The organism is Caulobacter sp. GW821-FHT10C03 (assembly GCF_059415485.1).
Genome location: NZ_JBWKNI010000026.1, coordinates 1 through 24,071 on the forward strand (window position 1 = coordinate 1; position 24,071 = coordinate 24,071).

Consider the following 24,071-nt stretch of genomic DNA (forward strand, 5'->3'; position numbering starts at 1 on the left):
TGAGAGACCCCTCACCCGACCTGCTTCGCAGGCCACCCTCTCCCGCAAGGGGAGAGGGATCAGTTGTTCCGCTTTCGGGGGATTTTACGGGAGGGGGCGCCGAGCCCAGTCTCCTCCCCCCCTTCACGCGGGAGGATGCGTTGTTGCGTCGCAGCATTCGACCTTGAAATGACAACGTTGTCAGCATATATGGCGGGCGTCGGGGCAATTCGGCCCTGGCGACGAAGATGACTGGATATTCCATGCTGAGCCTGATCGCTCTGGCCGTTTCGGCCTACAAGAACCGCGCCGTCCTCTGATTTCGGCTGCGTAAGCGCCTCTTTCGGGGCGTCCGAGGAAATGGCCCGCGCGCTCCGGCACGCGGGCCTTTCTTTTGTTTGCGATGCAGCAAGTCGGCCGTCGAATGATGAAGCTTGCATAACGAGACTTACGGTCTAAGCTTCCCGGGCCAGCCTGGGGAGGACGGCATGAAAGTCGCGCGCCAACCATCGGTCCGCACATCGCTGCGGCCTACCGACCATCCGTACATGACCGGCGCCTGGACGCCGCAGCACGAGGAACTCGACGCCGAGGACCTGGTGGTGCTGGAGGGCGCGATCCCGGCCGAGCTGGACGGGGTCTATCTGCGCAACACCGAGAACCCGGTGCACGACCCGCTGGGCCGCTACCACCCGTTCGACGGCGACGGCATGGTGCACCAGATCGACTTCCAGGGCGGCAAGGCGCGGTATCGCAACCGGTTCGTGCGCACGCGCGGCTTCGAGGCCGAGCAGGAGGCCGGCCAGAGCCTGTGGGGCGGCCTGGCCGATGGTCCGGGCACGTCTCTGCGGCCGGGCTTCGGCGCCCATGGAGGCCTGAAGGACAGCGCCAGCACCGACATCGTCGTCCACGCCGGCGAGGCGATCGCCACCTTCTACCAATGCGGCGAGGCCTATCGGCTGGACCCCCTGACGCTGGAGACCCTCGGCCCCGCGCCCTGGGCGCCGATCGACGGGGTCTCGGCCCACACCAAGGTCGATCCGGTTACCGGGGAGTTGTTGTTCTTCAACTACTCCAAGCACGCGCCCTACATGCATTACGGGGTGGTCGATCGGACGGGGCGGCGGACGCTGTACCAGCCCGTGCCGCTGCCGGGGCCGCGCCTGCCGCACGACATGGCGTTCAGCGCGAACTGGGCGATCTTCAACGACCTGCCGGTGTTCTGGGACGCGGGGCTGCTGGAGCGGGGCATTCACGCCGTGCGGCTGCACAAGGGCGTGCCGTCGCGCTTTGCTTTGGTGCCGCGCCAGGGCGGCGAGCCGCGCTGGTTCGAGGCCGCGCCGACCTATGTGCTGCACTTCCTCAACGCCTATGAGGAGGGCGACGAGGTGGTGGTCGACGGCTATTTCCAGGAGAACCCGACGCCCAGACCCCTGGCCGGCGCGCCGGAGCAGTACGCCCACCTGATGGCCTATCTGGACGAGCACAGCTTCCGGCCCAAGCTCCATCGCTGGCGGTTCAACCTGGCGACGGGCGAGACGGTCGAGCAGCGGCTGGACGACCGGGTGCTGGAGTTCGGCATGTTCAACCAGGCCTGGGCGGGCAAGCCCTATCGCTACGCCTATTCGACGACGGCCAGGCCGGGCTGGTTCCTGTTCGACGGCTTCGTCAAGCACGACCTGGTTTCGGGCGAGAGCCTCGAACTGAAGCTGCCGGAAGGCCGCTACGCCAGCGAGGCCCCGTTCGCGGCGCGGCCGGGGGCGGTGGAGGAAGACGACGGCTGGCTGGTGAGCTTCGTCATCGACGAGGTGCAGGGGACGTCGGAGTGTTTGATCGTGGATGCGCGGAGCATGGAGCCGGTGTGCCGGGTGGCGTTGCCGCACAAGATCAGCAGCGGGACGCATAGCGTCTGGGCGGGGCGGTCGGAGCTGAAACCTCTCCCATAGGGAGAGGGAGGGGCCCGTCGCGAAGCGATGGGAGGGTGAGGGGTTTCATCCTCACCTCAGTGCCCTAGATCGTGCCGGCACGCCGTCAACCGTCCCTAACCCCTCATCCTCCCACGCCTGCGGCGCGGGCCCCTCCTTCTCCCTATGGGAGAAGGGCTGACTTCTTGGGAAACCACGGCACGAACCCCGAGGTCCGCGCCACGTAATCCGCATATTCCGGCCGGGTCTTCTTCAGTCGCCCTTCCGTCGTCGGCACGCCGCTCCAGCGGGTCAGGGTGATGGTCAGCAGGATCGGGCCGACGATCGAGGCGGCGCCCCAGGGCAGGGCTTCGGCGGCGATCAGGAAGAGGCCCCACCAGACGCAGGCGTCGCCGAAATAGTTGGGGTGGCGGGTGTAGCGCCACAGGCCCTGGTCCATCACCTTGCCGGCGTTGGCCGGGTCGGCCTTGAAGCGCACGAGCTGGGCGTCGCCGACGGTCTCGAAGGCGATGCCGATCACCGCCAGGGCCGCGCCGATCGCGGCCAGCGGGCCGAGCGGTCCGGCCGCCTGTCCCAGTTGGACGGGCAGGGCGACGACGTACTGCATGACGTATTGCAGGGAAAAGACCAACAGCAGCGAGGCCTTGGCGAAGCTCCAGCCGCGCGCCTTCTCGGCGTGGCCCAGCATGGCGACGTAGCGGCGGTCGGCCCCGTGCTTGCGCCAGCGCCAGAAGAGATAGCCGCCCAGGCGCGCGGCCCAGACAGTGCAGAGCGCGGTCAGCAGCAGGCCGCGCGGCGTGGGCGGGCCTTGCAGGAAGGCGGTCCAGGCGATCAGGGCCATGCCGACGCCCCACCAGGCGTCGATGAAGCTGACGTCGCGGATCTTCAGCGAGACGCCCCACAGGACCAGGAAGGCCAGCGCCGAGACGGCGGCGTCGACGAGCAGGATCTGCAGCATCTCAGGTTCCGATCACCAGGCTGACCGTGGTGGTGGTCGAGCCGCCGATATTGAGGGTCTGGACGGTGCGGGCGCCCTCGACCTGGCCGTCGCCGGCCGTTCCCGTGGTCTGCTTGAAGGCGTCCAGCGCCATGCGCACCCCCGTGGCCCCGACCGGATGGCCGGCGCCGATCAGTCCGCCGGACGGATTGACCGGCAGGCGTCCACCCATGGCGATGTCGCCGGCCTCGATCGCCTTCCAGGCTTCGCCCGGCGCGGTGAGGCCCAGATGGTCGATGGCCATGTATTCGGTGATGGCGAAGCAGTCGTGGGTCTCGACGGCGTGGATCTCCGACAGGTGGGAGACGCCAGCCCGGGCGCGGGCGTCGTCGATGGCGCGGCGCACCTGCGGGAAGACATGACCGCCGTCACGGCTCTTGGCCAGCTTGCGGTCGAGCGGGATGGGCGCGGAGCGATGGCCCCAGCCCTTGATGCGGGGCAGGCTGTCGAGCGGAATGCCCCGGGCCTCGGCATAGGACCGGGCGCGTTCGGGCGAGGCCAGGAAGATCACCGCCGTGCCGTCGGTCACCTGGCCGCAGTCCTGCTTGCGGGTGCGGCCCTCGACGACCGGATTGGCGATGTCGTCGGCGGTGAAGGCCTCGGGCGGAAAGCGCCAGTCGCGGGTCTGGGCGTTGGGATTGCGGCGGGCGTTGGCGAAGTTGTTTTCCGAGATCGCCATCAGGTGTTCGTAACGCAGGCCGAAGCGCTGGTCGTAGGTCTCGGCCAGGTCGGAGAAGGCGGCGGGCCACAGGAAGCGGGCGTCCTGGTGCTCGTGGCCGGCCCAGGCGGCCGCGCCCAGGTGTTCGGCGGCGGTCTGGCCGGGGACGTTGCGCATCTGCTCGATGCCGACGACGCAGGCCAGGTCGTAGCGGCCGGCCTCGAGCTCGGCGGCGGCCGACAGGATGGCGACGCTGCCCGAGGCGCAGGCGGCCTCGTGGCGCATGGTCGGCAGGCCGTCGAGGTCGGGATGCACGAGGCCGAAGAAGCCGCCCAGCAGGCCCTGGCCCGCGAACAGCTCGCCGGCGAAGTTGCCGACGTGGCCGGTGTCGATGTCGGAAGGCGCGAGGTCGGTGGCGGCAAGTCCCTGCGCCACCGCCTCGCTGAAAGCGTCGGCCAGGCCCCAACCCTGGCGCGACCAGTTGGCGGAAAAGTCGCTCTGCCATCCCCCCAGGATGTAGGCCATCGCACTTCTCCGCACCGGCAGGCGAGTTTCCCGTCCCCCGCTCTTGTTAGTCTCGTTATAAAAGCGAGGGTGCGGCGAGGCAATTGACAGGGATGGGCGAACGCCATCACGACAGAACGATGTCGCCTGAAAACCACAGTTTTCGCACGGTGCGCGCGAGTTCGGCGGCGCGGGCTCTGAATCTGATCGGTGACCGCTGGACGCTGCTGGTGCTGTACGCGGCGTTCCGGGGCGTGAACCGGTTCGACGGCTTCGTGGCGCAGACCGGCATGGCCCGCTCGCTGCTGACCGACCGCCTGGCGCGGCTGGAGGCGGCCGGGGTGCTGGAGAAGCGGCTCTACCAGGAACGGCCGGCGCGGCATGGCTACCATCTGACCGAGAAGGGCCGGGGGCTGTTCGACGCGGCCCTGATGATCCTGCGCTGGGAGGAAAGGCGCAGTGGCGAGCCGGCCCAGCGGGTGATCCACAAGCCTTGCGGCTGCGTGCTGAAGACCGAGATGGCCTGCAAGGCCTGCGGCGGGGTGGTGAGCGCGCGCGAGGTGACGGTGGCGCCGGGACCGGGCGCGGGTTTCGATCCCGCGCCGCCGCCGCGCGCCCAGCGCCGCTCGATCGCCGAAGGGGAGGGCCGGGGCGACCCGGCGGTGGAGCGGGCCGTGGCCGTGCTCGGCGACCGCTGGACCTCGTACCTGGCGGCGGCGGCCTTCTACGGCCTGAGGCGGTTCGGCGACTTCCAGGCCGAGCTGAACGTGGCCAGCAACATCCTGTCCGACCGCCTGGGTCGGCTCGTTTCGTTGGGGGTGCTGGAGAAGGTCCGCTACCAGGAACGGCCCGAGCGCTGGGAGTATCGGCTGACCGGGGTGGGGCGCGAGCTCTTTCCGCTGATCGTGGCGCTGATGGCCTGGGGCGACCGCTGGCTGGCGGGGCCGGAAGGTCCGCCCGAGGTGCTGACCCACGTTCCGTGCGGCCAGCGGCTGGAGGCGGTGGTGATCTGCGCGGCCTGCGGCGGGAAGGTGGGGCCTGAGACGACGGCGGTCGCGGAGGCGGGGTGAGACCCCCTCAGTCGCTCCGCGACAGCTCCCCCAGAGGGGGAGCATCTTCCTGGCGCAGCGTCGAACGAGATCCTCCCCCTCTGGGGGAGGTGGCCCGGAGGGCCGGAGGGGGTCTTCTCCGGCCCCTTTTGATCAGAGCCTGTCCACCGGCGTCGCGGCCTCGCCCGAGGCTTCCCGCGGCGTGGTCCAGCGGGCCATCTTGGGGGTGATCCAGCGTTCGAAGTCGTCGATGACCTCGTAGACCACCGGCACCAGCACCAGCGACAGGATGGTCGAGGTGATCAGGCCGCCGATCACGGCCACGGCCATGGGCTGGCGGAACTCCGAGCCTTGGCCGAGGCCGAGCGCGGTGGGCAGCATGCCGGCCATCATGGCCAGGGTGGTCATGACGATCGGGCGGGCCCGTTCGTGGCAGGCGTCGATCAGGGCCTCGCGCTGGCTCATGCCGGCCCGCTCCTGCTCGATGGCGTACTCGACCAGCAGGATCGAGTTCTTGGCCGCCAGGCCCATCAGCATCAGGAAGCCGATCAGCGACGGCATCGACAGCGGCTGGCCGCAGACGACCAGCGCCACCAGGGCGCCGCTGATCGCCAGCGGCAGGGCCGAGAGGATGGTGATCGGCTTGAAGAAGCTGCGGAACAGCAGGACCAGCACGCCGAACACCAGGCCCACGGCCGACAGCAGGGCCACCGCGAAGCCCGTGAAGAGCTCGGTGAAGGCCTCCTGGTCGCCGGCCGAGGCCGGGGCCACGCCGGCGGGCATGTTCTTCATGGTCGGCAGGGCGTTGATCTCGGCCAGGGCCTGGCCCAGCTGGGCGCCGCCGTTGAGGTCGGCCTCGATGGTCAGCTGCCGCTTGCGGCCGAAGCGGTCGATCTTGGCGGGACCGGCCTGGAAGCTGATGTCGGCGACGCTGTCGAGGCGGGTGATCCCGCCGGCGGCGGTGGGCACCTGCAAGGCGCCGATGGCCGCCAGGTCCGACCGCGCGCCTTCCGGCAGGCGGATGCGGATCGGGATCCGGCGCTCGCCCTGGGTCATCTTGGCGACGTTGGCGTCGATGTCGCCCACCGTGGCCACGCGGGCGATGGAGGCGATGTCGGTGACCGAGACGCCCAGGCGGGCGGCCTCGTCGGCGCGGGGCCGGATGACGATCTCCGGACCGCTGGGCGGCGAGGACGGACGCGGGTCGGCGACGGTCTTCAGGCCGCGCATCTCGCGCTCGATCTGGAGAGCGGCCTTGTCGAGGGCCGCGCCGTCGTCCGAGGTGATGATGTTCTGGATGTCGGACGAGCCCCAGTCGCCCTGCAGGTTGACGCGGGCGTCGGGGATGTCGCGCAGGCCGGCGCGGATCTCCTGCTTGATCTCCGTCACGGTCAGCTTGCGGTCGCCCTTGAGCACCACGGTGACGGTGCCGTCGCGGACGTCGGCGCCGCTCTGGCCGCTGAAGCCGCTGGCGATGTTGGAGCCGACCTGGACGAAGACGTGGGCCGTCTCGGGCCGGGCCGCGAACATCTTGGTCGCCGCCTGGGCGGTGCGGTCCATGTCGGCGATGGTCGCGCCGGGCGGGCCTTGCAGCTTGATGTAGTAGTAGTTGGCGTTGCCGGCCGGCTGGAAGCCGACGGCCAGCACGCCGATCGAGGCCAGGAAGCCGGCGCCGGCGATCGAGCCCAGGGTCAGCACGCCGCCGAGGATGAAGGCGATGATCCGGTGGTCGAGCGCCCAGTCGAGGCTCTTGCGATAGAGGCCCTCGAACGGCTTGCGCTCGTGCGGGCGCAGGACGGGCTTGAGGAAGTAGGCGGCCAGCAGCGGCGTCAGCAGGCGGGCCACGACCAGCGAGAACAGCACCGCGACGGCGACCGTCAGGCCGAATTCCTTGAAGAACTGGCCGGGGATGCCGGGCATGTAGGACACCGGCACGAACACCGCGACGATGGTGAAGGTGGTGGCGACGACCGCCAGGCCGATGGCGTCGGCCCCCTCCATCGCCGCGTGATAGGGCCGCTGGCCCTTGGCGACGCGTTTTTCGATGTTCTCGATCTCGACGATGGCGTCGTCGACGAGGATGCCGATGACCAGGGTCAGGGCCAGCAGGGTGACGACGTTCAGCGAGAAGCCGACCATGCCCATGAAGGCGAAGGTCGGGATCAGCGACACCGGCATGGCGATGGCGGTGATCAGGGTGGCGCGCCACTCGCGCAGGAACAGGAACACCACCAGCGAGGCCAGCAGCATGCCTTCCAGCAGGGTGTGCTTGGTGGCCTCGAAGCTGGCGCGGGTCTCGTCGACGGTGGAGTAGATCTTGGTGAAGGCGACGCCCTGGTTCTTCTGGCCCAGGGTCTCGACGGCCTGTTTGACGCGGTCCTCGACCTCGACGTCGCTGGACTCGCGGGTCTTCATCACCTGGAAGGCGACGACGGGCTTGCCGTCGAGGCGGGCGAAGCCGCGTTCCTCGCCGGCGCCCTGGCCGACGTCGGCGACGTCGGTCAGCTTCACGTAGCGCGAGCCGACCGGGATGGTGATCTGCTGCAGCTGCTCCAGGGTGTTGGCCGCGCCGAGCACCCGCAGGGTCTGCTCGCGACCGCCGACGCTGGCCCGGCCGCCGGGGGCGTCGAGGCTGAAATTGGCCAGGGCCTGGTTGAGCTGGGGCGCGGTCACGCCGAAGGCGGCCATGCGGGCCGGATCGAGGACGACGTTGATCTCGCGCTCGGCGCCGCCGACGCGGGCCACCTGGGCCACGCCCTTTTCGCCCTGGAGGGCGCGGGTGATGGTGTCGTCAACGAACCACGACAGGTCGGCCGTGCTCATCGACGGGGCCGAGACCGCGTAGGTGATGATCGGGGCGCTGTCGATCTCGAGGCGCTGGACGATCGGCTCGTCGACCTCCTTGGGCAGGCTGGCGCGGGCCTGGTCGACCTTGGAGCGGACCTCGTCGGTGACCTTCTGCAGGTCCTCGCCGAGCTCGAACTCGATGGTGGTGGTCGAGGCGCCCTGCGTCACCGAGGAGCGGATCGTCTTGACGTTGGAGATGCCCGAGACCGCGTCCTCGACGACGCGGGTGACCTGGGTCTCCAGTTCGCCCGGGGCCGCGCCGCTCTGGGTGACCGAGACGGTCACGGCCGGGAAGGTGACGTTCGGGAACTGCTTGACCGGCAGCGACAGGTAGGCCCCGACGCCGGCGATGATCAGGGCGATGAAGACGACCGCGACCGGGATCGGGTTCCTGATCGACCAGGCTGAGATGCGGAGGTCGGCCATCAGTTGGCGGCCTTCTGCCCGTTGGCGGCCACCGGGATCGGCTTGACGACATCGCCGTCGCCGATGAAGGCGCCCGAGCCGATCACGACGCGCGCGCCGGGGGCGGGGCCCTGGACCAGCTCGACCCAGCCGCCGCCGCGGCGGCCGGTGCGGACCGGAACCTGCTTGGCGCGGTTCTGGGCGTCGATGACGACCACCGACAGGCCCGAGGCGTCGTAGCGGATGGCCGCTTCCGGCACGGCGACGACCGCCGCGCCCGAGGCGCCGAAGATCGCCTTGCCGAAGCCGCCGGCCCGCAGGTCCTCGCGCACGGGCAGGCGGATGCGGACCTTGCCCAGGCGCGTGTCGGAATTGACGCGCGGGCTGATCAGGCGGATCGCGCCCGAGACCTGTGTACCGCCCGGCAGGGTGACGGTGGCAGGCTGGCCGACCGACAGGCCCGCCAGGTCGCTTTCGTTGACGTCGGCTTCCAGTTCGACGAGTCCGTCGCGGACGATGCGGAACCAGGCCGTCGTGCCGCTGCCGGCGATCTCGCCCGGCTTGACGCCGCGTTCGATGACCCGGCCGCCGACGGGGGCGACGATGGTCAGGCGGCCCTGGCGGGTCTGGAGTTCGGCCAGCGCCGCGGCCTGGGCCTTGGCGTTATAGCGGCGGCTTTCGATCTGCTCCTGGCTGAGCACGCCCTGGCCGTCGAGGCCCGAGACGCGGGCGGCTTCGGCCTGGGCCTGGGCGGCGACGGCGGCCTGCTGGCTGATCTGGGCGCTCAGCAGGGTGGCGTCGAGCTGCACCAGCGGCTGGCCGGCGCGCACCCAGTCGCCTTCGTCGGCGTAGATGCGGGCGACGCGGTAGCCGGAGAGCTCGGAGCCGACGGCGGCCTCGTCGCGGGCGATCAGCACGCCCGAGGCCTCGATCCCGCCGCCCAGGGGGCGGGTCTGGACCTCGCCGACGCTGACGGCGCGGGCCTGGCTGGCGGGCGCGGCCTTCTTCTCGTCCTTGCCGCCGCAAGCCGTCAGGACCAGGGCGGACGCGGTCAGCAGGGCGAGCGCGCGGGCGGTTTTCATCGTCATGGGCGGGGTTCTCATCGCGGAGCGCGTTCGGAGGCGGTGTCGGCTGCCTGGGCGGACGCCCGGGGCGGAAGCGGGGCGGGGGCGTTCGGCGACCAGCCGCCGCCGAGCGCCTTGTAGGTCTGGACGGCGCGTTGCAGGGCCTGGGTCTGGGCGCCGGTCAGGGCGCTGCGGGCGCTGCGCCAGGTCTGCTCGTTCTGCAGGTTGGTCGTCTGGTCGACGAGCCCCAGGCCGTAGCCCTTGCGGCTGGCGGCGTAGGCGCTGGCGGCGCGGGCCTCGCCGGCCTTCAAGAGGGCGACGCGGCGGTTGTCGGCGGCCAGCTGGGTGATGGCGTTCTCGGCCTCGCCATAGGCCGTCTGCACGGCCTTCTCGTAGGCGACGGCGGCCTGCTCGGTGCGGGCGTCCTGGGCGTCGATGTCGGCCAGCAGCTGGGGGATGTTGAGCAGCGGGATGGTGAGGCCGCCGCCGAGGGTCCAGGAGCCGGTGGTGGTCGAGGTCGTGCCGCCGCTGGCGCCGCTGCCGGTGAAGTCGAAGGCCGGCGAGACGCTCTTGGCCCAGCCCAGACCCGGGGTCAGGTTGAAGGTCGGGAACAGGGCCAGCTGGTTGACCTTGAGATTGCCGGCGGCCGAGGCCAGGCGGGCCTGGGCCTCGCGCACGTCGGGACGGCGCTCCAGCAGGGCGCCCGGCAGGGCGCCCGGCACGGTGGCCGGAACCGGCGGCGGGGCGTCGAGGGCGGCCTCGACGTTCAGGCTGGCCAGCGGGTCGATCCCGCGTCCGACCAGGATCAGCAGGCTGCGGCGGGCGGCCTGGAGCTGGGCTTCGTAGTCGGCCGCCTGGGCCTCGGATTGAGCCAGGGTGGCGGCGGCGCTGTCGGCTTCCGAACCGGCCGACAGGCCAAGCCTGGCCTTCCTGGTCGCCAGCTCGCCCAGCGACTGGCTGATGCGGGCGCTCTCGCGGGCGTCGGCCAGCTGCACGGCCAGGCCCTTGGCCTCGAAATAGGACTGGGCGACGTTTGCGGCCAGGGCCGCGCGGGCGCCCTCATAGGCGAAGCGGGCGGCGGCCAGGTCGTTGTTCACCACCTGGAGGCCGGCCTTGCGACGGCCCAGATAGTCGAGCTCCCACGAGACGTCGAAATTGGCGCTGTAGCTGTCGGTGTCGCCGCCGAGGGTGAAGCTGGTCCCGCCGCTCTGGTCGAGGATCTCGGTGTGCTTGCGGCTGGCCGCGCCCTTCACCTGGCCCGACGGGATGTAGAGCTGGCGGATGTTGCTCTTGCGGACGGCGCGGGCCTCTTCCAGCACGGCAGCGGCGCTGCGGGCGTCGGGGCTGCGCTCAAGGGCGGTGGCGATCAGGGCGTCGAGCTGGGGATCGCCGAACTGGGTCCACCACTGGTCGAGGGCGGCGGCGGGCAGGGGCGCGCCGGCCGGGGCCTCGAAGGCCGTCGGCAGGCGGGTGTCGGGCGTGCGCGGGGCGGCGGTGTTGCAGCCGGCCAGCAGCAGGGCGGCCAGGCTCGCGCCCGCCAGGGCGGAGAGGCGCGCAGCCGTCGGCCGGCGATCCGCGATCGCGTCGGAACTCATCGAGATTTCACCCCACACTGTCGGACGACCGACCCATAACGGATAGACAGGACCGTCGTTCGCTCAATTAGGGCGACAACTCACAGGAAAAAAGCCCGTCTCGCCGCTGTGCGACGGGAATTGTCCGCGATTGCGGTCACTACGTAGATGACCTCGTCCCGGCTTGGCGCCTGCGCGGCGGACGCCCGGGGTGGTCGCCGCATCTCGATACCCGGAATTCAAGGCGGCTCAGCTTGCCGGAAAATTACGGCGGTTGACGCTTGGGAAAACATACTCAATCATCGAAACAGTCGTTCGACTCTCGATGTCGAGCCCGCTCGTCCTGCGGTCGAGCGGCCAAGAAAGCTTTGCGTACAAAGTATCCGGCGAGAGGGGGATCCCAAGGTGTCGGCGTCTAAGTTCGCATCTTCCATTTTCGAAACGCGCGATTTCGCGACGGCGGGCGGCCGTCCGAGGCGTTGGCGCGTGGAGGATACCGTCGACCCCTAGAGAGAGATCCGTCCTCGCCCAAGCGCTCCGAAAAAGAAGAGACAGACCGGGAGAGGGAAGATGACCAGGAAGACCTATCTGCGCGCGGGCTCGGCCGGCGCGCTGGCGATGGCGCTCGCCGCGACGGCGGGCGCGGCGTGGGGGCAGGAGGCGACGCAGGTCGAGGAGGTGGTGGTCACCGGCTCGTTCATCCGCGGCACGCCCGAGGACGCGGCCCTGCCGGTGGACGTGATCGGGGCCGAGGAACTGCAGAAGCGCGGCTCGCCCTCGACCGTCGAGATGATCAAGGCCCTGTCGGTGTCGAACGGGGTGCTGGGCGACACCAACCAGTTCGACAGCCGCGCCCAGGGCTCGGAAGGCTCGGGCTCGGTGAACCTGCGGGGGCTGGGCTCGCAGCGCACGCTCGTCTTGCTGAACGGCCGGCGCCTGGCGATCAATCCGCTGGCCGCGGCCGGGGCGGGCATCGTCGACACCAACATCATTCCCGCCGCCGCCATCGGCCGGGTGGAGGTGCTGAAGGATGGGGCGGCGGCGACCTATGGCTCCGACGCCATCGCCGGGGTGGTCAACTTCATCACCAAGAAGAACGTCGACGGGCTGGAGATGGCCGCCGACTACCGGGCCATCGACGGCTCGGACGGCGACTACGGCCTCAGCCTGACCTACGGCAAGCGGTGGGAGAACGGCGACATGCTGTTGAGCGCCGGCTGGCAGCACCGCTCCAAGCTCAGCGTCGCCGAGCGCGACTGGGCCAATCGCGGCTATCTCGACAATCCGGAAGCCGGCTGGTCGGCGGCGGGCAATCCCTCGACCTTCATCCCGGCGGCCAGCCCGACCAACGGCATGCGCGATCCGGCCTGCGCCAGTCTGGGCGGCTTTCCCGGCTTCAGCGGCCTGACGCCGGTCTGCTACTGGCACTACACGCCGTTCGACAACCTGGTGGAAAAGTCCAACGCCGTGCAGGTCTATGGCGAGGTCAACGCCAGGCTTTCCGACACCACCAAGCTGCACGTCGAGGCCCTGTGGTCGCATACCGACGTGCCCGACTGGAACACCTCGCCGTCCTACGCCGCCCTGGCCGTGCCGACCGCCGAGGTGGCGGCCTCGACCGGCCTGATCGGCCGCTACTACGTGCCGGCGACCAATCCGGGCCTGGCCGCCTTCATCGCCGCCAACCCGACCGTGACCCTGACGGGCCTGGGCACCGGCGCCCAGATCACCGTGCCGACGGCGACGGTGTTCGCCTTCGGGGCCATCAACGCGGCCAACCGGCCCTACGGCATCGGCGGCAATCCCAAGTTCGGCTACGGCCCGTCGATCGGCTCGCGCTCGTTTGACGCCTACCGCGTCTCGGCCGACCTGAAGGGCGAGTTCTCAAACGGCGTCGGCTGGGAGGCGGCGCTGACCTATTCCCAGGAGGTCGGCATCCGCACGGGCTACGACACACTGGTCAACCGCTTCGCCCTGGCGCTGCGCGGCCTGGGCGGACCCAACTGCGACACCGACCCGAACACGGCGGGGATCCAGGGCACGCCCGGCGTCGGCGGGTGCCTGTATTACAACCCCTTCGCCAGCGCGATCCCGGGCAACGCCATCACCGGCGTCGCCAATCCCGGCTATGTCTCCAGCCTGGCCAACAGCAAGGACCTGACCGACTGGTTCTTCAAGAAGCTGTCGACCAAGCAGACCTCGCGATTGTTCGTGGCCGAGGCCGTGCTGAACGGCAAGACGGCCATCACCCTGCCGGGCGGCGACATCGCCTGGGCGGCCGGGGTGCAGTACCGCCGGACCTATTTCACCTCGACCTTCAACGACATCTCCAACGCCCTGATCAATCCGTGCGTCAACACGCCGGACTACGGGGTGACCACCTGCACGGGCTCGGCGCGGAACGGGCCGTTCATGTTCCTGGGCATCAACACGCCCGCCGACAATCAGAGCGACGTGGTGGCGACCTTCGGCGAGCTCAGCCTGCCGATCACCGAAACGGTGCAGGCCCAGTTGGCGGCGCGTTATGAGGACTACGGCGGCGGGGTCGGTTCGACCTTCAACCCCAAGGCCTCGGTGCGCTGGCAGGCGACGCCGTGGATGGCGGTGCGGGCCTCGGCCGGCTCGACCTTCCGCGGGCCGCCCGATCCGCTGACCACCACGACCTCGGTGACCTCGCTGCAGGGGATCCTGGGCGTCTTCCGGGCGGTCGACATCTTCGGCAATCCGGATCTGGAGCCGGAAAAGGCCAACACCTACAATTTCGGCCTGCTGTTCAAGGCCGGCGCCTTCAAGGCCAGCGTCGACTACTTCCGGTTCGACTTCAAAAACCCGATCGTGGCCGAGCCGGTGGCCGGCATCACCAGCGCGCTCTATCCGAACGGCGCGGCGGGGACCAACAATTGTGGGAACAGCGCCTATGCGGCCCTGCAGGCGCGCTTCACCTTCAACGGCGCGTGCGGGACCCCGACCACCAGCATCGCGCGGCTGAAGACCTTCTACATCAACGGCGCGCCGATCGAGAATTCGGGCTTCGACTTCTCGGCCGACTACGCCTTCCAGGGCGTGCTGGGCGGGGAGCTGGCCGTCGGCGGCAGCGCGACCTGGATCCAGAAGTACGAGGTGGGGGCGACCAGCGTCGAGGGCGTGGTGGTCGAGAAGGCCTTCGACGCGGTGGGCCTGCTGAACTACCAGACTACCGTCGTGCCGATCCCGCAGTGGAAGGGCGACGTCTTCGCCGAATGGAGCCGGGGGCCGCACAACCTGCGCCTGACGGTGCACTACATCGGCGAATACACCGACCAGCGCACCGCGCCGTTCGCGACCGGGGCCTACAAGGACACGACCGGGGCGGCCGTGACGGTGGACAATGGCAAGACCATCGACGCCCAGGTGCTGACCGACCTGGCCTATCGCGTGCTCCTGCCGCGGGATGCGACGGCGAGCATCGCGATCACCAACCTGTTCGACAAGGACCCGTCCTACGCCCGACTCGACCTCGGCTACGACCCGTTCACCGGCGATCCGCTGGGGCGGACCTACAAGCTGAGCCTGCGCAAGAAATTTTGAGATCCCCGCCTCGGGGAACTGGCGATCGACTTCCTCCGTCGATCTCCCTGGGCCGGGGACGAAAGTCTCCGGCCTTTCTGTTGCTTAGGATCCTTCTCCCCTTGCGGGAGAAGGTGGCCTGCGAAGCAGGTCGGATGAGGGGTTGAATGGCCTGTCAGCCGCGATGGCGGAACGACTGGGTGAGGTGTTTCGGGTTTGAGAGACCCCTCATCCGTCGACTTCGTCGACACCTTCTCCCGCAAGGGGAGAAGGACCCTTAGGCCTGAGCCACCGCGCGCCGCACAGCCTCGGCCAGGTCGTCGAGGTCGGCGATGTCGAGGTCGGCGGCGAAGGGCAGGCCGAGCATCTTGCCGGCCAGGTGGTCGACGACGGGAACGGCGTCGGCGGGGGCTTCGGGATCGCGCACGCCCACGCAGGTGACGAAGCGGCCCTCGACGGCCAGCAGGGCGGCGACGGCCGGGGCGCAGCCCTCGGCGACACTGACGACGCAGGCGCTGGACACCCACGACAGGCCCCAGCCGGGCTGGAACTGGATCGGCGAGCCGAGCAGCAGCATGCGCAGGCGCTGGGCGTTGGTGGCCAGCTGCTGGCGCTTGAGGGTCCAGCCGTCGAGACCGGCCTCGCCTTCGAAGGCGGGGGCCGACAGGCGGGCGATCAGGTCGGCGTCCTCGGCGGCGACGAACACGCCCTGGCCGCCCGGCAGGCCGACGACCACCGGGACCGGGGCGTCCATGATCACGTCGTAGCCGAAGGTGGCGTCGACCACGATCGGCAGGCCGGTCTCGGCCTGGAAGGCGGCCAGGGCGGCGAGGTCGGGGGCTCGGCCGAAGGCGCAGGTGGTGACGATGGCCTCGAGCGGGCAGGGGGCCTCGGTCAGGCGCTCGCGCAGGTGGGCGGTGTCGACCATCCAGGTGAACGGATCGACGTCGACCAGCCACGGCGTCAGGCCGGCGGCGGCGACGCCTTCGAGGGTCTCGCGGCCGGCCAGGGCCGAGACGATGCAGACCCCGCCGGGGCGGGCGCCCTGGGCGGCCAGCAGGTCGGCGGTGGCGGCGGCGCGGTCGGCGGCGGCGCGCACGGCGGTGGGACGGGAGAAGCGCTGGGCCAGTCGCCCGTTCAGGTCGTCGGCCGGGACCAGGGCGCGGGAGACGGCGTCGAAATCGATCGGCGCGTCGGAGGCTGGACCCTGAACTTTCGGCTGCGACGCCAGAACGGCGGCTGTGAGAGAGGACATGCGATCGACGCTTCCGCAACAAAGGCGCCCCGACGACGCCATCATGGTTAACTGAAGGTATCGAGTGACTCGGGGCCGCCCGATGCGGCGCGCCGTCGCGGTGCAGATTGCGGCTTTTGCGGGTTTTGCACTTTGATCCCTCTCTCTATGAGAGAGGGGTCTTGGCGTTCCACCCGTCGCGCAGTTCGCGCTTGAGCACCTTGCCGATGTGGCTGCGGGGCAGGGCGTCGACGAGGACGAGGTCGGCCAGGCGCTGGGTCTTGCCCAGGCGCTCGTTGGCGAAGGCGCGGACGGTCTGTGTGTCGGCCGCGGCGCCGGGCCGCAGGGCGACGAAGGCGATGGGGGTCTCGCCCCAGGCCTCGGACGGCACGCCGACCACGGCGGCCTCCAGCACGTCGGGGTGGGCGGCGATCACCGCCTCCAGGTCGCTGGGATAGATGTTGAAGCCGCCGCTGATGATCATGTCCTTCTTGCGATCCATCAGGGTGAGGAAGCCCTCGTCGTCGAAGCGGCCGACGTCGCCGGTGCGGATGAAGGAGAGGCCTTCGGGGCTGGTCCAGGTCGCCTCGGCCGTCTTGCCGGGCTGGCCGTGATAGCCGTTCATCATGCCGGCCGAGCGGCCGACGATCTCGCCGACCACGCCGGGACCGACCTGCACGCCGTCCTCGTCGATCAGGCGGATGTCGTGGCCGGGGGCGGGACGACCCACCGTGTGCAGCTTGTCCGGGTGCTCGTGGGCCATGAGGATGCAGGTGCCCCCGCCCTCGGTCATGCCGAAATATTCGACCAGGCCGCCGGGCCAGCGCTTCAGGACCTCGGCCTTCAGTTCGGGGGCGAACGGGGCGCTGGTGCAGAACTTCAGATGCGTCGAGGACAGGTCGAAGGCGTCGAAGTCCGGATGGGCCAGCAGGCGGCGGTACTGCACCGGCACCAGCATGGCGTGGGTCATGCGATGCTGCTGGGCCAGTTCCAGGAAGCGGCCGGCGTCGAACTTCTTCATCAGCACCACGGTCCCGCCGCCGGCCAGGGTGGGGAAGAAGCAGACCAGGGTGGTGTTGGAATAGAGCGGCGTTGACAGCAGGGTGACCGCGTCCGCCCCATAGCCGACGGCGTCGCCGCGGAAGACGTGCTTCCAGCGCATGCCGTGCGACTGGACGATGCCCTTGGGCGCGCCGGTGGTGCCGCTGGAATAGATGATGTTGAACGGATGCTCGGGGCCGATCTCGACCGGCGTCGGCGCGGCGCCTTCAGGCGCCAGCCAGGCCTCGAAGGCTTCGCCGGCGGCCGAGCCGTCCAGGGCGATGGTGCGGGTGGCGACCGGGGCAGGCGTCTGGGCCTCGGCCACGCCGGCGTCGACGAAGAACAGCCTGGCCCCGCAGTCGGCGACCATGCCGGCGATGGCCTGGGGCGTGGAGGACGGCGCCAGCGGCGCGACCGCCACCCCGGCCCGCAGGCCGCCGAGGAACACGGCCGCATAGGGGATCGACGACAGGGCGCAGACGGCGACGGCCTCGCCCGGCTGGACGCCGTCGCGCTGCAGGGCGGCGGCGACGCGGTCGGCCAGGGCGTCGAACTGGCGGTAAGTGACGGCCTCGCCGGTCTCCATGATCACGGCGGGGCGGCCTGGGGCCTCAAGGGCGCGCTCGCGGAGGATGTCGCCCATCACGCCGTAGTCGGCGTTGATCATGGAGGGGATGCTCATGGGGACTCCTTGCACTTTGCGGGCGCCTGCGCTGGCCCCCTCCGGCCCTCCGGGCCACCTCCCCCAGAGGGGGAGGATCTTGCGGTGTAGATGCTCCCCCTTTGGGGGAGCTGTCGCGGAGCGACTGAGGGGGCGCCGCGCAGCGGCGGCTACGCGTCCTTGAAGCCCTTGCCCTCGGCGACCAGCCGTTCCAGCAGCGCCGACGGCTTGAAGTCGTCGCCGTGCCTCTCCTGGAATTCCTTCATCTTGGCCAGGACCTTGTCGAGCCCGACCAGTTCTCCCCAGAACATCGGGCCGCCGCGATAGACCGGCCAGCCGTAGCCGTTGATCCAGACGATATCGATGTCCGAGGCGCGGATGGCCTTGCCCTCTTCGAGGATCTTCGCGCCCTCGTTGACCATCGGGTAGAGGCAGCGCTCGAGGATCTCTTCGTCGCTGATCTCGCGCCGCTGGATCTGGCGCTTCTCGGCGAAGTCGAGGATCACCTTCTCCACTTCGGCCGACGGTTTGGCCACGCGGTTCTCATCGTAGTCGTAGAAGCCCTTGCCGTTCTTCTGGCCGCGACGGTCCATCTCGCACAGCACTTCGCGGACGGTCGAGGAGCTGGTCTTGGCCGGGTCCCAGCCGATGTCGAGGCCGGCCAGGTCGCTCATGGCGAACGGACCCATCGGCAGGCCGAAGTCGTAGAGCACGCGGTCGACGTCCCAGGGCATGGCGCCTTCGAGGATCAGCTTCTGGGCCTCGCGCTGGCGCTGGGCCAGCATGCGGTTGCCGACGAAGCCGAAGCAGTTGCCGACCAGCACCGCGACCTTGCCGATCTTCTTGCCGGTCTGCATGGCGGTGGCGATCACCGACTTGTCGGTCTTTTCGCCGCGCACGATCTCGAGGAGGCGCATGACGTTGGCCGGCGAGAAGAAGTGCAGGCCGATGACGCTTTCCGGCCGGCTGGTGACGGCGGCGATGGCGTCGACGTCGAGATAGGAGGTGTTGGTGGCCAGGATCGCGCCGGGCTTGGCGATCTTGTCGAGCTTGGTGAAGACCTCCTTCTTGATCTCCATCAGCTCGAACACGGCCTCGATGATCAGGTCGCAGTCGGCCAGGTCTTCCAGGTGCATGGAGGGGGTCAGCAGCCCCATGCGCTTTTCGACGTCGTCCTGGGTGAGGCGGCCCTTCTTGGCGGTGTTCTCGTAGTTCTTGCGGATGGTGGCGACGCCGCGGTCGAGGTTCTCCGACTTGGCCTCGATGATCGTCACCGGGACGCCGGCGTTGAGGAAGTTCATCGAGATGCCGCCGCCCATGGTGCCGGCCCCGATGACGCCGACCTTTTTCACCGGGATCGTGGGGGTGTCGTCCGGCACGTCGGGGATCTTGGCGGCCTGGCGCTCGGCGAAGAACACGTAGCGCTGGGCGGCCGACTGGCTGCCGGTCATCAGCTCCATGAACAGCCGGCGCTCTTCCTTCAGCCCCTCGTCGAAGGGCAGGTTCACCGCCGCCTCGATGCATTTGATGTTGTTTTCGGGGGCGAGGAAGCCGCGGAACTTCTTGGCGTTGGCCTTGCGGAATTCGGCGAAGATCTCGGGCTTGCCACGGGCGGCCTCGACCTTGGCGGAAAGGTCGCGGACCTTGGCCAGCGGCTTGTCCTCGGCCAGCACCACCTTGGCGAAGGCGATGGCCCCGTCGCGCAGGGCGCCTTCCTCGACCAGGCTGTCGAACAGGCCCATGGCGAGAGCCGCCTTGGCCGGCACGTGCTGGCCGGTGGTGACCATCTCCAGCGCCTTCTCGACGCCGACGATGCGCGGCAGGCGCTGGGTGCCGCCGGCGCCGGGCAGCAGGCCGATGTTCACTTCCGGCAGGCCCGCCTTCGCGGACGGCACGGCGACGCGGTAGTGGGCGACCAGCGCCACCTCCAGCCCGCCGCCCAGGACCGTGCCGTGGATGGCGGCGATCACCGGCTTGGGCGAGTTTTCGATCGTGTTCTGCACGTCCTGCAGCGAGGGGCCGGTCATGGCCTTGCCGAACTCGCTGATGTCGGCGCCGGCGATGAAGGTCTTGCCCTCGCAGATCAGCACGATGGCCTGGACGGCCGGATCGCCGATCGCCGCCTCGAAGGCGTTCTTCAGCCCTTCGCGGACCTGGGCCGACAGGGCGTTGACGGGAGGCGAGTTCAGCGTGACGACGCCGATGTCGCCTTCGACGGTCAGATCGGTGACGGCGTTGATCGCGGCCATGCGGTTCCACCCTTTTGGTTCGTTTGAACGCTTGTTTGATCCTAGCCTGCACGACGCCGCGCGAGAGTCCAGAGGGGCGCGGACGGCGCCGCTTTTTCGGGCGCCGCAGGTTGACGCCGTGGGCGTCGTACTGGACATTCGAAGGGTTCAGTTTCGGCCGAGAGAGCACCTGCCGGTGCGGGCCGACGTGACGCCCACGTCGGCGCGTAAGCCTACGGTCTCCCAAGAACAATCGGCCAAACTGGGGAGGGAGTTCGCACCAGGACCGGCCGGCCGCCGCCGCTTGCAGGCGTGCGGGACATTCCAAGACCGTTTCAGGCGCGAGCGCGACGCGGTGCATACGACGCGTCGAAACTAAGAGGTGAAGCGCACCTCGGCGCGGGGACTTGAAGGTTCCCGCGCCGCCTTGTGCGGACTTGACCCCGCCACGTCGCGAGCCGATGGAAATCCCATGACCGACACCACGCTCGAAGCCTTCGCCCGCGGCCTGCCCAAGGCCGAACTGCACATGCACATCGAGGGCAGCCTCGAACCGGAACTGATGTTCGCCCTGGCCGAACGCAACGGGATCGCCCTGCCGTACAAGTCGGTCGAGGAGATCCGCGCCGCCTACGCCTTCTCCAACCTGCAGGACTTCCTGGACATCTATTACCAGGGCGCGGGCGTGCTGATCACGCGGGCCGACTTCAAGGACCTGGCCCTGGCCTATTTCGAGCGCCTGGCGGCCGACGGCGGGGTGCACGCCGAGATCTTCTTCGATCCGCAGACCCACACCGAGCGCGGGATCGCCTTCGAGACGGTGATCGACGGCCTGCTGGACGGCATGGCGGAAGCCGAAAGCCGCTGGGGCGTGACCTCGAAGCTGATCCTCTGCTTCCTGCGGCACCTGTCGGAAGACAGCGCCTTCGAGACGCTGGAACTGGCCAAGCCGCATCTTTCGAAGATCGCCGGCGTGGGCCTGGACTCCTCGGAGGTCGGCCATCCGCCGGCCAAGTTCGCCCGGGTGTTCAAGGCCGCGCGCGACCTCGGCCTCAAGATCGTCGCCCACGCGGGCGAGGAGGGGCCGCCGGAATATGTCTGGGAGGCCATCGACCTGGTGGGCGTCGACCGCATCGACCATGGCAACCGCGCGCTTGAGGACGAGGCGTTGACGGCGCGTCTGGTCGCGGACGGGACGACCCTGACGGTCTGCCCGCTGTCGAACCTGAAGCTCTGCGTGGTGCCGGATCTGGCGGCCCACCCGATGCGGAAGATGCTGGACCTGGGGCTGAAGGCGACGGTGAACTCCGACGACCCGGCCTATTTCGGCGGCTACCTGCTGGACAACTATCTGCAGACGGCCAAGGCCGTGGACCTGACGCGCGACGATCTGGTGGTGCTGGCGAAGAACAGCTTCACCGGCTCGTTCCTCGACGAAGCCGAGAAGGCGCGGCGGCTGGCGCAGGTGGACGCGTACGTGGCGCAAAATCCCTCTCTCTGAGAGAGAGGGAGGGGCCCACGCCGAGGGCGTGGGAGGGTGAGAGGTTACACTCTCTCCGGATGAGGCGCGGTGGTTGGAGTTGCGGTTCCACCCACGTGGGTTTGCTTGTGGGCGGTGAAACCTCTCACCCTCCCACCGCTGCGCGGCGGGCCCCTCCCTCTCTCAAAGAGAGAGGGGACAGGAGCTACCGCGGCAGCACTTCCACCCCGCCGGCCTTGTAGACGACCCCGCCCTTCATCACGAACGCCACCTTGCGCATCAGGCTGATGTCGGCGGTCGGATCACCGCTCACGGCTACGAGGTCGGCCCAGCTACCTGGCGCAACCCGGCCCACGGCCGGATCGCCGATCAGGTCGCCGGCGGCGCCGGTGGCGGCGGTCAGGGCCTGGGTGGGGGTGAGACCGCCCTGGACCAGCAGGTCGAACTCCAGCGTGTGGTCGCCTTCGCCCAGGTCGGTGCCGTAGGCGATCTTGACCCCGGCCTTCACGGCGTTGGGGAAGTTCCGCTTGGGGATCAGGTCGTTGGCCAGCTCCTTTTCGGCCGTGCCGGGCGGCAGCAGTTCGGGATGCTTGGACGCCGTCTCGTAGAAGACGTCGTAGACGCTGAGCGTGGGCACCAGATAGACGCCGCGCTCCTTCATCAGCTTCAGCGCCTCGGGCGTGGCGAACGAGCCGTGCTCGACGGAGTCGATCCCGGCCTTGACCGCGGTCTCGATGGCGGAGGCGGGATAGATGTGGGCGGCGACCTTCAGGCCCAGGCCGTGGGCGGTGCGGACGGCTTCCTCGATCTCGTCCTGGGCCATGGTCTGGTGGCGCGGGTCGTCGCCGATCGAGGCGATGCCGCCGGACGGCATCAGCTTGATCACCGTGGCCCCGCGGCGCTTGTGCTCGCGCACCTTCAGCCGGGCCTCCAGCGGCGAGTTGACGATCCCGTTTTCCCAGCCGGGGTTGGACAGGGCCGGGTCGATCCCGCTGCGGCTGTCGCCATGGCCGGCGGTGGGGCCGAGCGGCTCCAGGGCGATCCACAGGCGCGGGCCGGCGATCTTGCCGCCGTCGATGGCGTCGCGGACGGCCGCCGTCTCCGGGCCGCCGCCGAGGTCGCGGGCGGCGGTGAAGCCCTGCAGCAGCATCTGGCGGGCATAGAGCGCACCGTCGAAGGCGCGGTCGATGTCGGAGTGGGTGACGCCGTACTCGACGGCGTTGGTCTTGCTGGGCAGGGCCGCGCCGATATGGACGTGGGCGTCGATCAGGCCGGGCAGGACGGTCTGGGTCTTCAGGTCGACGATCTGCGCGCCCGCCGGGGCGGTCCAGCCGTCCTCGACGGCGATCACGCGGTCGTCGCGGATCACGATGGTGCTGGGGCCGCGCAGCTTGGCGCCATCGAACAGCTTGCCGGCCTGGACGGCCTTGTCGGCGGCGCTGGCCAGGCCGGGCGCGGAGAGCAGGGCCGCGCTCGCCAGCAGGAGGGCGCGGATCGTGGACTTGGGCATGGACGCTTCCCCGAAATGAACGCTTCCGGCTTGGCGCGCGGCGATCGCCGCGTACAGGGCAAATCGCCAGGAAGCGGCGAAAACGGCTCGGCCGCCTACCGCGCCATCAGCCCCATCAGCAGGGGCCGGGCGAACAGCCGCGCGGCGTCTTCGCGCGTCACCCCCGGCGCCCAGGCCTGCAGCGAGGCCGCGGCGTTGAGCATCGAGTTGATCATGTGGGCGGCGACCAGCGGGTCGACCGCGCGGACCGAGCCGTCGGCGATCCCGTCGGCGATCATGCCGGCGAAGCGGTTGGAGCCGCGGGCGTAGCCGTCGCTCATCTCGTGGCGGATCTCGATCGGCAGGGCGCCCATGGACGAGGCGCGCAGCAGCGGGCCGTGGTCCGACAGCTGGTACTCGACCAGGGCCGCCGTCGCCGCCGACACAGCCGTCCAGCCGTCGCCCTGAAGATCTGACTGGGGCAGGCCGAGGGCGGTGAGCTGGGCGCGGCGGGTGACCGCGAAGGTGCGCTTGAAGCACTCGACCACCAGGGCGTCCTTGTCCTCGTGGTGGTGGTAGAACGAGCCCTTGGTGACGTTCAGCGCCGCCGAGATGTCCTCGACCGAGGCTCCGCGATAGCCGCGCTGGTTGATCAGGCGGGTGGCGGCCACGAGGAAGGTCTCGCGCCATTCCTGCCCCTCGTCGGAGGCCGGGGTCGGGTCGGGCAGGGCGGGCGGCGCCCAGTCGCGGCCGGCGGCGGCGATGCCGCCCACGAGAATGTCGTACATCCGCTCGCGCACCCGCTCGTAGTCGTCCAGGTCGAAGCGGCGCAGCCAGGCGCCGGTCCAGAAGACCTGCTCCAGCAGCAGGTGGGCGCGGGCGTTGCGCTCGGCCTTGTCGAGGTGGGCGAAGGCCTCGCCGTCGAAGAAGCCGCGCACCCGGCGGAAGATGTCGGCGAAGGCGGCCTGGACCGAGGCCCGCATCGGCTCCTTCAGGGCGCGGATCTCGGTGAAGCTGGCCAGGGGCGGGGCCTCGCCGGCGCGGACCTGGCGGGAAAGATCGAGATAGAGGGTCAGGAACTTGCGGATGCGGGCGGCGGCGTCGGGCTGCGCCGCGGCCTCGTCGATCATGGCGTCCAGGCGCTCGAGCCCGCGGATGAAGCAGGCGGCCGCCAGGTCGTCCTTCTTGCGGTAGTAGTAGGTGACGCTGGTGGTGATCAGCCCGACCTTGGCGGCGACGTCGGCCAGGGTCATGCCCTTGACGCCCTGGCGGTTCAGCACCGCCGTCGCGGCCGCCAAGATGGCTTCCTTCTTTTGTGCGTAGCGCGCCGTCGCGGCGGTGACGGTGTGGCCGTCGTCCATGGTCAGGCCCCCTGCAACGCCTCGTGCAG

13 protein-coding genes and 1 pseudogene are annotated in these 24,071 nt (G+C 69.7%); 4 read left to right on the forward strand and 10 right to left on the reverse strand.

The window, feature by feature from the left end; genetic code table 11:
- Positions 1-467: 467 nt before the first annotated feature.
- Entirely contained in the window at positions 468-1,925 is a 1,458-nt protein-coding gene (locus AC07NG_RS23115) for a carotenoid oxygenase family protein (RefSeq protein WP_494596602.1), read from the forward strand.
- A gap of 142 nt (positions 1,926-2,067) precedes the next feature.
- Here the strand turns inward: AC07NG_RS23115 and AC07NG_RS23120 are convergent, their stop codons facing one another.
- A complete protein-coding gene (locus AC07NG_RS23120) occupies positions 2,068-2,862 on the reverse strand; it encodes a DUF1295 domain-containing protein (RefSeq protein ID WP_494596604.1) in 795 nt (264 codons plus the stop codon).
- A gap of 1 nt (position 2,863) precedes the next feature.
- A complete protein-coding gene (locus AC07NG_RS23125; RefSeq protein ID WP_494596606.1) occupies positions 2,864-4,084 on the reverse strand; it encodes an acetyl-CoA acetyltransferase in 1,221 nt (406 codons plus the stop codon).
- Between the two features lie 119 nt (positions 4,085-4,203).
- Between AC07NG_RS23125 and AC07NG_RS23130 the strand changes: the two genes are divergently transcribed.
- Entirely contained in the window at positions 4,204-5,133 is a 930-nt protein-coding gene (locus AC07NG_RS23130) for a winged helix-turn-helix transcriptional regulator (RefSeq protein WP_494596608.1), read from the forward strand.
- A 132-nt stretch (positions 5,134-5,265) separates the two neighbouring features.
- On the opposite strand, the gene AC07NG_RS23135 is transcribed toward AC07NG_RS23130, so the two are convergent.
- From AC07NG_RS23135 to AC07NG_RS23145, 3 genes are read right to left on the reverse strand one after another with little or no spacing between them, the layout of a single operon-like run.
- Positions 5,266-8,385: an efflux RND transporter permease subunit gene (locus AC07NG_RS23135; protein WP_494596609.1), complete on the reverse strand. Its 3,120-nt coding sequence runs from the start codon at positions 8,383-8,385 to the stop codon at positions 5,266-5,268.
- Positions 8,385-9,452: an efflux RND transporter periplasmic adaptor subunit gene (locus tag AC07NG_RS23140; protein ID WP_494596610.1), complete on the reverse strand. Its 1,068-nt coding sequence runs from the start codon at positions 9,450-9,452 to the stop codon at positions 8,385-8,387. The genes AC07NG_RS23135 and AC07NG_RS23140 overlap by 1 nt, the downstream gene beginning before the upstream one ends.
- A gap of 11 nt (positions 9,453-9,463) precedes the next feature.
- Entirely contained in the window at positions 9,464-11,023 is a 1,560-nt protein-coding gene (locus tag AC07NG_RS23145; RefSeq protein WP_494596612.1) for an efflux transporter outer membrane subunit, read from the reverse strand.
- A gap of 207 nt (positions 11,024-11,230) precedes the next feature.
- On the opposite strand from AC07NG_RS23145, the pseudogene AC07NG_RS23150 reads away from it, so the two are divergent.
- A pseudogene (locus AC07NG_RS23150) lies at positions 11,231-14,569 on the forward strand (TonB-dependent receptor).
- A 256-nt stretch (positions 14,570-14,825) separates the two neighbouring features.
- On the opposite strand, the gene AC07NG_RS23155 reads toward AC07NG_RS23150, so the two are convergent.
- From AC07NG_RS23155 to AC07NG_RS23165, 3 genes are all read right to left on the reverse strand, one after another.
- Positions 14,826-15,803, reverse strand: a complete 978-nt coding sequence (locus AC07NG_RS23155; protein ID WP_494596614.1) for a DegT/DnrJ/EryC1/StrS family aminotransferase — start codon at positions 15,801-15,803, stop codon at positions 14,826-14,828.
- A gap of 145 nt (positions 15,804-15,948) precedes the next feature.
- Positions 15,949-17,505 (reverse strand): class I adenylate-forming enzyme family protein, encoded by a 1,557-nt coding sequence (locus AC07NG_RS23160; protein WP_494596615.1) that lies wholly within the window; start codon positions 17,503-17,505, stop codon positions 15,949-15,951.
- Positions 17,506-17,654: 149 nt separating this feature from the next.
- Positions 17,655-19,733: a 3-hydroxyacyl-CoA dehydrogenase NAD-binding domain-containing protein gene (locus tag AC07NG_RS23165; protein ID WP_494596617.1), complete on the reverse strand. Its 2,079-nt coding sequence runs from the start codon at positions 19,731-19,733 to the stop codon at positions 17,655-17,657.
- Between the two features lie 451 nt (positions 19,734-20,184).
- Here AC07NG_RS23165 and AC07NG_RS23170 point away from each other — a divergent pair, with 451 nt between their 5' ends.
- Complete coding sequence (locus AC07NG_RS23170) at positions 20,185-21,213, forward strand: adenosine deaminase (RefSeq protein WP_494596619.1); 1,029 nt, start codon at positions 20,185-20,187, stop codon at positions 21,211-21,213.
- Positions 21,214-21,397: 184 nt separating this feature from the next.
- Here the strand turns inward: AC07NG_RS23170 and AC07NG_RS23175 are convergent, their stop codons facing one another.
- Both AC07NG_RS23175 and AC07NG_RS23180 read right to left on the reverse strand, forming a co-directional pair.
- On the reverse strand, positions 21,398-22,702 hold the full coding sequence (locus AC07NG_RS23175; RefSeq protein WP_494596620.1) for a metal-dependent hydrolase family protein: 1,305 nt from the start codon (positions 22,700-22,702) through the stop codon (positions 21,398-21,400).
- 95 nt (positions 22,703-22,797) lie between these two features.
- Positions 22,798-24,042: a TetR/AcrR family transcriptional regulator gene (locus AC07NG_RS23180; protein ID WP_494596622.1), complete on the reverse strand. Its 1,245-nt coding sequence runs from the start codon at positions 24,040-24,042 to the stop codon at positions 22,798-22,800.
- Positions 24,043-24,071 lie beyond the last annotated feature (29 nt).